Annotated in this window: 8 protein-coding genes; 6 read left to right on the top strand and 2 right to left on the bottom strand. The window is 56.6% G+C overall.

Annotation, left to right across the window (positions count from 1 at the left end; genetic code table 11):
• The first annotated feature begins 8 nt into the window (after positions 1-8).
• Positions 9-347 (top strand): tryptophan synthase subunit beta, encoded by a 339-nt coding sequence (locus tag OQ460_RS00650; RefSeq protein WP_410020023.1) that lies wholly within the window; start codon positions 9-11, stop codon positions 345-347.
• Between the two features lie 5 nt (positions 348-352).
• Here OQ460_RS00650 and lapD read toward each other — a convergent pair whose 3' ends face one another.
• Entirely contained in the window at positions 353-2,299 is a 1,947-nt protein-coding gene (gene lapD / locus OQ460_RS00645) for a cyclic di-GMP receptor LapD (RefSeq protein ID WP_410020022.1), read from the bottom strand.
• A gap of 14 nt (positions 2,300-2,313) precedes the next feature.
• Complete coding sequence (lapG, locus tag OQ460_RS00640) at positions 2,314-3,006, bottom strand: cysteine protease LapG (protein ID WP_410020021.1); 693 nt, start codon at positions 3,004-3,006, stop codon at positions 2,314-2,316.
• A gap of 279 nt (positions 3,007-3,285) precedes the next feature.
• On the opposite strand from lapG, the gene OQ460_RS00635 reads away from it, so the two are divergent.
• The 5 genes from OQ460_RS00635 (at position 3,286) to OQ460_RS00615 (ending at position 10,141) form a co-directional block, all read left to right on the top strand.
• Positions 3,286-3,996 carry a GntR family transcriptional regulator gene (locus OQ460_RS00635; RefSeq protein ID WP_410020020.1) on the top strand — a complete coding sequence of 237 codons (711 nt, stop codon included), beginning with the start codon at positions 3,286-3,288 and terminating at the stop codon, positions 3,994-3,996.
• Between the two features lie 567 nt (positions 3,997-4,563).
• A complete protein-coding gene (locus tag OQ460_RS00630) occupies positions 4,564-5,328 on the top strand; it encodes a DUF3050 domain-containing protein (RefSeq protein ID WP_410020019.1) in 765 nt (254 codons plus the stop codon).
• Positions 5,325-6,272: a diiron oxygenase gene (locus OQ460_RS00625; protein WP_410020018.1), complete on the top strand. Its 948-nt coding sequence runs from the start codon at positions 5,325-5,327 to the stop codon at positions 6,270-6,272. The genes OQ460_RS00630 and OQ460_RS00625 overlap by 4 nt, the downstream gene beginning before the upstream one ends.
• A complete protein-coding gene (locus tag OQ460_RS00620; protein WP_410020017.1) occupies positions 6,269-9,658 on the top strand; it encodes an amino acid adenylation domain-containing protein in 3,390 nt (1,129 codons plus the stop codon). Before OQ460_RS00625 ends, OQ460_RS00620 begins: the two co-directional genes overlap by 4 nt.
• Before the next feature lie 21 nt (positions 9,659-9,679).
• Positions 9,680-10,141, top strand: coding sequence for an SRPBCC family protein (locus tag OQ460_RS00615; RefSeq protein WP_410020016.1), 462 nt, complete (start codon positions 9,680-9,682; stop codon positions 10,139-10,141).

Below are 10,141 nucleotides of genomic sequence, written 5' to 3'. Positions count from 1 at the left end.
GATATTCAATGTTCTACGTGCAACGAAATGCACAGGGTGAGCTGGCTCGCGTAGAGGCGACGGCCTTTGCCGAATCGACCGACACCCTGCCAGCCGATCATCTTGATATCCAGGCCTGGTTCGCTAACGAAGAAGCGGAGGTGAGCCTCAAGCAACTCAAGCAAAGTGACTCGGAAATGATCCGGGTATTGGAAGACTTGATTCAGGTGCTGATCGAAAAAAACGTGATAAACCTGACCGACCTGCCCGTCGCCGCACAGGCCAAGCTCAAGGGCCGGCTCAACGCGCGCGAGTCATTGAGTGGCCTGAGCAAACTGATCATCGATGATGAGACCGGATTGATCTGAGGCGTTTAGTGCCAAGGCGCCGGCTCACCAAACAGCTGGCCCTGCACACCAAAAATCCCCATCTCGCGAATCACCCTCAACTCCCCTTCGGTTTCCACGCGCTCGGCGATCAGCGGCAAGTCGATGCTGTGGGCTGCGCGCTGGATGGCTTCGATAAACAGGCGTTTGTCACTTTCCTGATCGATGTCGCGAATGTAGCTACCGTCGATCTTCAGATACGCCAGGCCCAGGCGCGCCAGGTTGCCGATCATGCTGAAGCGCCCGCCAAAGCGCTGCAGGCTCAAAGAGAAGTTCAGCTCTCGCAGGCGCTGGGTCAGTTGCTCCAGCACTGCTTGTTCGGGCAACTGTTCTTCACCGATTTCCAGGGTCAGGCGCGGCCCCAGGTTGGAATGCTGGCGCAAGAGCTCGAACACACGATTCAGCGCTTGAGGGTCGGTCAAGGTCGCCGCGGACAGGTTCAAGGCCAGCGAATGCTCGTGACTGCTCATTTGCTTGAGCACCAGTTCCAACATCAGCCGGTCCAGGCGCGCCGACCAACCGAAACGCTCGAGCCAGGGCAGGAAACGTCCGGCCGCGATGGTATGGCCTTGATCATCCACCAGCCGTGACAGGACTTTGTAATGCAGGATCAGTTGCGTGTCCTGGCTGGCGACCACGGGCTGGAAATACAACTCGAAACGCTGCTGCGCCAACGCCTGATCGAGCAGGGAATGCCAGGCGTGGTGGTCATCGCCGCCACTGGCGGCGGCGCCGTGGTCCAGGCATACCCAACTGACGTCACCCTGGGTTTCGGCCTGGGCCAGGGCCTGATCGGCCAGCGTCAGGAGTGATTGAGGCGAGTCGCCATGATTGAACGGTGCCAGGCCGATACAAGCAACGGGGTTGACGTCGCTGGCGCCGGTGGCTTGCAGGCTGAGCAATGTGTTTTCCAGGTTCTGCGCCAATTGCATCGCTTCTTCGCGCATCAGCCCCGGCGCCAGCACGGCAAATTCGCCGCCCCGGATCCGCGTGACCAAATTGTGGGTTTCGGGATAAGGCTCGCATTGGCGCAGCAGTTGTTCGCCCACGGCTTGCAGCAGTTGGTCGGTGCGCTGGCCCCCCAGGCGTTGGTTGAGGCCGGCGAGGTCCTTGACCCGTAAAACCAGCAAGTAGCCAGAGCTGGTTTCTTCCACGCTGCTGACTCGAGCGTTGAGTTGCATTTCGAAATAGCGGCGGTTGGCCAGGCCCGTGAGGTTGTCCTGATAAGACTCCACCCGCAGCTTTTCGCTGCGCTCGGCCTGTTCCTGGAACAGTGCCTTGAGCTTTTCCACCATCTGATTCATCGCCTGTACCACACGTCGCAATTCCGGGGTGCGTGGTAGGTCGGGCAGGCTGAGGAACTCCCGACGAGCAATGGCGTGGGACTGTTTGACCATGTAATCGAGCGGTTTCAATTGCCGACGCAGCAGCAACGCCCCGAGCACCGCACTGACCGCGCCACAGAGCAGCAACCAGCCCAGGCTGCCCAGAGCGCTCTGCCAGAGCTTGGCCAGGGCAAACATCGGGTGGCTGACCACCTCGACCCGCGCAGCCTGCTCCCAACCACGGCTGACCAGGGCATCACCACCAGCCGGCTCCAGGCCGATCAACTTGACGAACCAGTTCGGCACCCCATTGTTATCGGGAATGCCGCTGCGCTCGACGATGGTCTGGTCATTGGTCACATCCACCACACGGATGCTCGCGTAATAGCCACTGTCGAAAATTGAGCTGACCAGCAACTCGACCATCGCCGGGTCGTCGATATTGGGCGTCAGCGACAATGCCAGAGCGGTTGCGGCGTCCTGTGCATGGGAGCGCAGCTGGTTCACATACTGCGTACGCGAACTTTCCAGGCTGACCATGAAGCTGCCGCTGAAGGCGATCACCAGGAACAAACAGATAGCGATCAGCAGTTGTTTGAACAGAGACATCTGAACGGTTACTCCTAGTTGGCCGGCTCGGCTGGGAAGCCTTCCGCACGCATTTTTTTCAACACATCCTGCCAGCGCGACAGGCGTTTGGTGTCACCGACCTTTTTGTTGCCCTTGGCGCCTGGCAGGTACAAACCTTCGGCGTTGAAGGAGTAGACCGGCAGCAGATCGGTGCGTTGGCTGGCGGGTTGGATTTCATCGATCAGACTGTCGAGCACCAGCGGCATGGCATCTGGCGTCGAGTAGTAGGTCAAGACCATATGGGCGCGGTTCTGCCGCAACGCCTTGACGTAGGTAATGCGCAATTTATCGCTGGAGACGCCCAGGCGACGCAGGCTGAAGTATTTGGCGATAGCATAATCCTCACAATCGCCGGCCCCCTTCCAGAGAGCTTCGATGGGGGTTTCCCAATAGTCCACCTGCCTCCACAGGTCAATGTCCTCGACATAGCGCACCTGTTTGTTGAAGAACAGATTGACTACCTTGAGTTGCTCCAGCTCGCTGACTTGTTTTTGCGTCGCCAACAGCCGCTGCCAGTCGTCAATTCGCTGCTGGCCTGTTCCCAATGGCCCGTAGAGGTTAGCTGCCTGGCGACTGATCTGCGAGAAATCCCAATCGGCATGCAGCCCGCCAGGCAATAAGCCAGCCAGCAGCAGCGCTGAAAACAACCAGCACAGAATCCGAGAAGGAATAAGGCGTACCGCCAATGCGTTCAGTCCGTAAAAGAGAAACGGAGAATCAATCGATGGTGACGGTTCACCCGGCAAAAGACAATGGCATAGTGCAATCACGCAAAGCCAGCCAGGTAAAAGCAATCAAGGTCTGTAAGACACCGTCATATTCAGTTGTGCGGCGAAATACAGCACCCTTGCACAGCTTACAAACGGAAACTTTCCCTGTTTGACAAGCTTGCATACACTCTCTAGTGTGCTTTGGATCCAATTAGCCGAACCCATACCCAATATTACAAGGAGGATAGCGTAGTCGTGACGCAGAAGCCGAACCCTTTGAGCAGCATCCAGGTCAGTGGACCCATTCCCGCGCACCTCGCCCGCGCCGTCATTGAAGAGACACTACGCAACGCCATCCTGGATGGCCGCCTGCCGTGTGGTACAGCCATGCGCCAGCAAGAACTGGCCAGCCTGTTTGGCGTCAGCCGGATGCCGGTGCGTGAAGCTTTGCGCCAGTTGGAGGCTCAGTCCCTGTTGCATGTGGTGACACACAAGGGTGCAGTTGTAGCGCCGCTGATCGAGGACAACTCGGCCGAGACCTACGCGTTGCGTATTTTGCTGGAGTCCGAGGCCCTGCGCTTGTCGATTCCGCTGCTCGGCGAAGAAGACATAGTCCAGGCGAGTGCCGTTATTGATTCCTTGGAGCGCGAAACCGACTACACCGAAATTGGCCGGCTCAATCGCCTGTTCCACATGGCGCTGTATGGCAAAGCACCCAACCAGCGGCTGTTGAAGCTGGTTGAACACGGCTTGAATGAAGAGGAGCGGTTTCTGCGTTTCAACCTTGAAGCCATGGGGCTGGGTGAGTCGTCCCAAGAGGACCACCGCGAACTGTTGAACCTGGTCGCGCAGAAAAAAGTCGACGAAAGCGTACTGACGTTGCGTAACCATCTCACGCGAGGGATGGAGATGATCACCCTTTACCTGAACAGCCTGGGACAGGACAACGATAAAGGCGCCCTGTAATTTCGGGAACCGAGCGCCATTTATCGCCACAAAGCGGCTGCTCATAGCTTTGGCTTCACATCGGGCACGTGGCCAATCTTGAGCCGTTGGGCAATATTATCGGTCGTCACAACATGAATCTCGATTCCTGTCAGGCGACTGCCCACGGCCATATTCCTGGGCAGCGCTCACAACAGTTTCCACCTGCATGGATACAACAACCTTTCTTCCTGAGTTCAAACTCTACCCTTAACTACTCCCGCAAAAAAGGAAACTACCTACAACTAAACAACAACTGCAATCTAAAAACTTTACATACAAATATTTTATAACATTCAAAAAGACACCTGATCATTTAATCGATTTAACGCTACCACCTATTCCTGATATTCCTATCGCAAGCGTAAGCCGTTGCTTTAGCCCCGCCATGCAAGGCGTTCCGATGAACAAATCGTAGTGTTTCGCCATCGATTGCTGCTGACCAATAATGACGCCAACCGTACAAGATCGGCCAACGATTATTGAGGCGTTCGCTCGTCAACAAACCTTTTTTATTTGAGCCGTCATAACGGCTTATAGGCATTAATCATGCTCCACCACAGAGAACTGCTACAACTTAAAAAGCTACAACTCCATAACCACCCCATCTTCTTAGAAGTTAATTCGCCAAATAAATTACAAAACTTTATGCAAGGGCATGTATTTGCCGTTTGGGACTTCATGACCTTGGTAAAGCGCCTGCAGCAGGATTTGACCTGTGTACGTTTACCTTGGCTCCCACCCACTGACCCGCTAGCCGCACGCCTGATTAACGAAATTGTACTGTGCGAAGAGTCCGACAACGGTCTGGGCAATGGGTATTCCAGCCACTTCGAACTGTACCTGGAGGCCATGCGCGAAATCGGTGCCCGCACGGCACCTATCGAAGGCTTCATTTCCCTGCAACGAGAAGGCGTATCCATCGAAACAGCCCTGACGCGTATCGATATTCACCCGGCGGTCGAGCGCTTCGTCAGGTGTACGCTGGATATCGCCTTGAATGCTCCAACCCACTGCGTGGCTGCGACTTTCGTGCATGGCCGTGAAAGTGTCATACCGAGGATGTTCAAACGGCTCCTGGAAGGTTGCGAGGCCATGCATCATCAGGCACCAAGCTTGTGTTACTACCTCACGCGCCATATTGAACTGGACACGCAAGACCACGGACCTGCCGCCGAACTGTTACTCAGTCGCCTGACCCATGCCAACCCGCAATACAAACAACAAGCCGATAGCGCGGCCATCAGCGCCGTAGAGAACCGTATCGCCTTGTGGGATGGCATACGCGCAGGGCAGCCGGAGGTGGCTTTGTGAAAGCTAGCGACTATCACTCATTTGCCGAAGTCTGGGAACTGAACGCGACCATTCGCACGCGGCCCCGGCGCCTGCTGGAAAACGACGACAAACTGATATATCCCCAATCTCGCCAACCCCTGGTACTCAGTGCTGCTTTTCTCGAGCATTGCCCAGAGTGGCGCGATTTTGTCCTGGTGCAGACATTCTATAAATTCATTAATGACGTGGTGATCTTTGAAACGGAAATCGTCGACAAGATCGCGCGAAGCATCGCCAAAAATCGCTTTTCAGTACCTTTTCCGCCTGCCTGCCGCTACGCCGCCATGACCGTCGTCGTCGATGAGGACTACCACGCGCTCGTCGCCCTGGATTTCATGCAGCAAACGGTGGAGATGACTGGCATCGCGCCCATCCAACTACCAGCAGCAATCGAGTTGAGCCGTGCCATCCCCATTGCCCAGGCGAAAGCCCCCGACCATCTGCGTGATGCCGTAGAGCTGGTTTGCGTGGCGATCGCCGAGAATACCGTAACCCATGACGTCGCTGCCTTCGCCAGGGACGACAGCGTCAAGCTGTCAGTCCGGGGCTTGATGGCCGACCATTTGCTGGACGAAGGGCGTCATGCAGGCTTCTGGACGCACCTGGTGCGCATTTACTGGCAGACGGCAAGCGAACAGGACCGCAATTGCATCGCCCAGGCGCTGCCCGTCTTCCTCCATCACTATCTGGTTAACGAGCTGCAAAAAGACTTTGATCTACAACTGATCGAGCATCTGGACGTCAGCACCAGCACCCGCGATGCGCTACGAACGGAGATCTGCGCACTGACCTTTCCGATTACGTGCCAGCACCCTTTGATCGAAAACATCACGGGTTTTCTGCGCCGTAGCGGGTTACTGCAGACCCCTTGCGTTGCACAGTCGTTGGAGGCGTATCTGCCCGCGTCGGGAAGAAGCTCATGAGGCGCCTGGAAATTATGCTGGCCGGCTCCAGCCCGGCCTTGGCGGCGGTCAGGCAGGGGCTGGAACCTTTTGGCCATGGGCTCAGCGCCACAATGCCGCAGGCCGATCTGTTGATTGAGGACGCCAGCCAGCTTGTTTCGCCGGCTCCAAACCAGGCGACATGGATGAGCCTGCGCCTGGCCATCGGCCCGATGATCGAATGCGGCCTGCCGTTACTGCAGTTTCGATGCTATGACCGTACACAACAATTGGTTGCTGTTCTGGACGTGACGCCGGAGCCCTGCGGCAATGGCCAGCGGCTGCGTCGAAAAGCAATACGGCGCTTGGTGGAGTGGGTCGCGCGGCATGTCAGCGGTTTCTCTCGCCAGGCCGGATACTTTTCACAAACCGTGACCGCGTCTGTATTCCCAGAGCAAAGCCTGCATGGTCTGGAGGACTTGGCGTATCTGCATCGTTTTAACCGGACCGCTGATCCGGCACTCCTGCATAAAGCCAGTACACCGTTGATTGCAGTACTTGCGCACAGCTTGCACACCTTCGCCGAACGGCCAGCCCTGAGCATCGCAGGCGCTACTTTCAGTTATCGCCAGTTGCACCAGCGAAGCCTGGCTATCCAATACGTTCTGTGGCCGCTGATTCAGCATCACCAGATGCCGGTGGTGGGTATTTGCTTGAGCAAGTCTGTGGATCTGTATGCCAGCATTCTGGCCACTCTGGGATGCGGTGCGACCTTCCTGCCGCTGGAACCGGGCCATCCTGTGCTACGTCAAAAAGCCATGCTGGAAAACGCCAGAGCCGTCGTATTGCTGGATGACGGTCAGCATCCCTTGCGAGAGCACTTCACGGCTCTGGATGTCGGCATGATCGACAACCAACACGCGAACGACGACCAACCGCTGGTACGCGTCCTACCCTCTCTCGATAGTGCCGCTCTGGTGCTCTACACCTCCGGGACCACTGGCCAACCCAAGGGAGTCTTGCTCAGTCAGCATAATCTGGCGCACTTCTGTGCCTGGTATGCCCGACATGTACGACTCAACGAATACAGTCGTGTCCTGCAATTTTCGTCCTTGGGTTTTGACTCTTCGCTGATTGACCTCTTCCCAACGCTGAACCACGGCGCCACCTTGATTGTGCCAACCGAGGAACAACGTCGCGACCCCCAACAACTGGTTGCACTGATCCGCCAGCAGCACGTCAGCCACGCATTTCTACCACCTGCACTGCTGAGCATTCTGCCCCTGGACAGGCCTTTGGGCGTGGATCACATACTGACCGGCGGCGACCTTTGTGAGCCCCACGTCATCGCGCAACTGGCCGGGCAATGTGCGTTGCACAATTTTTACGGGCCGACGGAAGCCACAGTATTGGTCACCGCCCGCCAGCTACAAGTCAATGACGACAATCGCCAGCTTGGTGCTCCCATCGCCAACAGCCAGGTGCTGATCCTCGACGAGCAAGACCAACCCGTCGAAGAAAACGTTGTGGGTGAGTTATATATCACCGGTCCCGGAGTGAGCCTGGGCTATGTAAACCAGCCACAGCAGACCGCCGAGCATTTTGTGCATCTGGCACTGCCCGACGGCCAAACCCTGCGCACCTATCGCACCGGCGACAGGGCAAAGTGGACAAAGCACGGAATCGAATTTGTCGGACGTCGGGACCACCAGGTGAAGATACGAGGCTTCCGGGTAGAAACCCTGGAAATCGAACAGAGCCTACGTGACAGTCATCTTTTTCGTCAGGTCGCCGTAGTGATTGATAGCGACCGGCGAATCCTGGCCTTTGTAGCACAGCCCGAAGCCCTCGACGCCAGCGCTTCTCTGACGGCGCTCAAGCAATATGCCCGGCAGGCGTTGCCGGACTACATGCAACCGACCGTTTGTACTGAGCTCACAAGCATGCCGTACTCCAGCAACGGTAAGATTGATCGTCAGACGCTGCTGAATCTGGCAACTCACCCGGCATCAGATACCGCTCCATGTGCGCCGCAATCGCCCATGGAGGAGCAATTGCTCAACTTGTGGAGTGAGCTGCTGACATTGCCAACGAGCGAGATGTCGACGGGCGACAGCTTTTTTCATCTCGGCGGCCACTCCATTCTGCTTTCGACCATGCTGCTGCGCATTCGCGACTTGTATGGCCGCAGCCTCCCTCTGAGCCAGTTTATCGAGGCCCCGACTGTACGTAATCTCGCGGCGCTGATGGGGGATGACCCACCTGCGCTTGCCCCCGCTCATCATGCTGCACGGGACGCGGTGAAAGAGTTGGGGATACGCATGCTGCCTGCCGACCAGGCAGGTGATCGACAAAAGGTCATCGTGACCGGCGCCAACAGCTTCGTTGGAGTACATATTGTCGAAGCACTGCTGGCTGCAGGAGCGACAGAGGTCGCCTGCCTGATCCGTGAAAGTGCCGGGCAATCGGCTGCCACACGATTCACACAGGCACTGCACGAATATCGCCTGGAGCACTTGGACATGACTCGCGTGCAGGTGTATGCCGCTGATATCTGCAAGCCTTGCCTGGGGCTGGATCCACAGGCCTATCAATACCTGTCCCGAGACTATGGGGCTTTGGTACACAACGCTGCCCACGTCAATCACGTCATGGATTACGCCTCCCTTGCCAGAGACAACGTTGAGCCTGTGCTTGAATGCCTTCGCTTGTGTGAGACTCACTGCAAGAAGGTGCTTAATTTCGTCTCGACACTGTCCGCCTCCAGCAGCATTGACGCTCAAGGCCGCGTGCTTGAAGCGCCGGCAGCAACCACCCCACCGCTCTACATCAAGAACGGCTACAACCTGTCCAAATGGGTGGCTGAGCGCTTACTGGGACAGGCGGCCGAACAAGGGGCCTGGGTCAATATCTATCGACCAGGAAACATCAGTTTCAATAGTCAAAACGGGGCCTGCCGACCGCAAAAGAATCGTTTGATGCTAATGCTCAAAGGGTCACTGCAACTGGGCTGGGTTCCACGCCTGGACTTGAACTTCGACTTGATGCCAGTGGATTTCCTCGCGCGCTTCATTGCGTTCCACAGCCGCCGCTACGATTGCTCGCGAGCTGTCTTCAACCTGCATAACCCCCAACCATTGAGCTGGAAAGCCTACGTCGAATCATTTCGCCAGGCGGGCCATTGTTTCGAATTAGTGAGCGTTGAGGATTGGCAACATCGTCTGGGGGAAGTGGGCCGCGAGAACGCGCTATTTGGGGTTCTGGGCTTCTACCTTAATGAGCTGGGAGAGGATATCGGAGACACATCGATGATTTGCCACGACAACGCACGTCATGGAGTTGAAGAGATGGGAGTGCAGTACCCCGAGAAAAGCCCCGCGTTGCTACGCAAAGGCTGCCAATACCTCAAAGACATTGGCTTTCTATAAACCCGCCCCCAGGAAAATCTTATGAACCCGCTGCAACCCGATACCTTGATCAAGAACCCCAACAGCAGGCCGTTGGTATGCTCGGTCACGATTGCCTGCCGCGCCGCCGAACTATGGAAGATAGTTGGCCAGTTCGATCGATTTGATGCATTCATTCCTGCCTTGTCCTGCATTGAAATGACAGGCGCCGGAGTGGGTTCGCTGCGCAAGAAGTTTTTCCACGATGGCAACGTCGTGGTGGAGCAGCTCAACAGCTATGATGCCCAGAACATGCAAATGACCTGGACGACGATCTACAACACACTGGGTGTGGCTCGACTGTGGGCCGCAATGAGGGTCGAGTCGATCGGGCCAAACCATGCCAGCGCGACCTGGACCATCATGGCCGAGCCCGTCGATGCAAGCGACGCGCTCGGATTTGAACAGTTCATTCGTACCTTCGCCGAAAGCGCACTGAATAACGTACGCCTGTTACTTGCCTGA

The sequence above is a fragment of the Pseudomonas imrae genome (assembly GCF_046352735.2).
GTDB lineage: Bacteria > Pseudomonadota > Gammaproteobacteria > Pseudomonadales > Pseudomonadaceae > Aquipseudomonas > Aquipseudomonas imrae.
The sequence above is the reverse complement of the archived record's forward strand: the minus strand, read 5'-3'. Positions and strand labels throughout refer to the sequence as shown.

Excerpts from the sequence above, each read along its gene's own strand:
- OQ460_RS00650 (WP_410020023.1), top strand. The coding sequence starts at position 9 with ATGTTCTACGTGCAACGAAATGCACAGGGTGAGCTGGCTCGCGTAGAG.
- lapD (WP_410020022.1), bottom strand. The coding sequence starts at position 2,299 with ATGTCTCTGTTCAAACAACTGCTGATCGCTATCTGTTTGTTCCTGGTG.
- OQ460_RS00630 (WP_410020019.1), top strand. The coding sequence starts at position 4,564 with ATGCTCCACCACAGAGAACTGCTACAACTTAAAAAGCTACAACTCCAT.
- OQ460_RS00620 (WP_410020017.1), top strand. The coding sequence starts at position 6,269 with ATGAGGCGCCTGGAAATTATGCTGGCCGGCTCCAGCCCGGCCTTGGCG.
- OQ460_RS00615 (WP_410020016.1), top strand. The coding sequence starts at position 9,680 with ATGAACCCGCTGCAACCCGATACCTTGATCAAGAACCCCAACAGCAGG.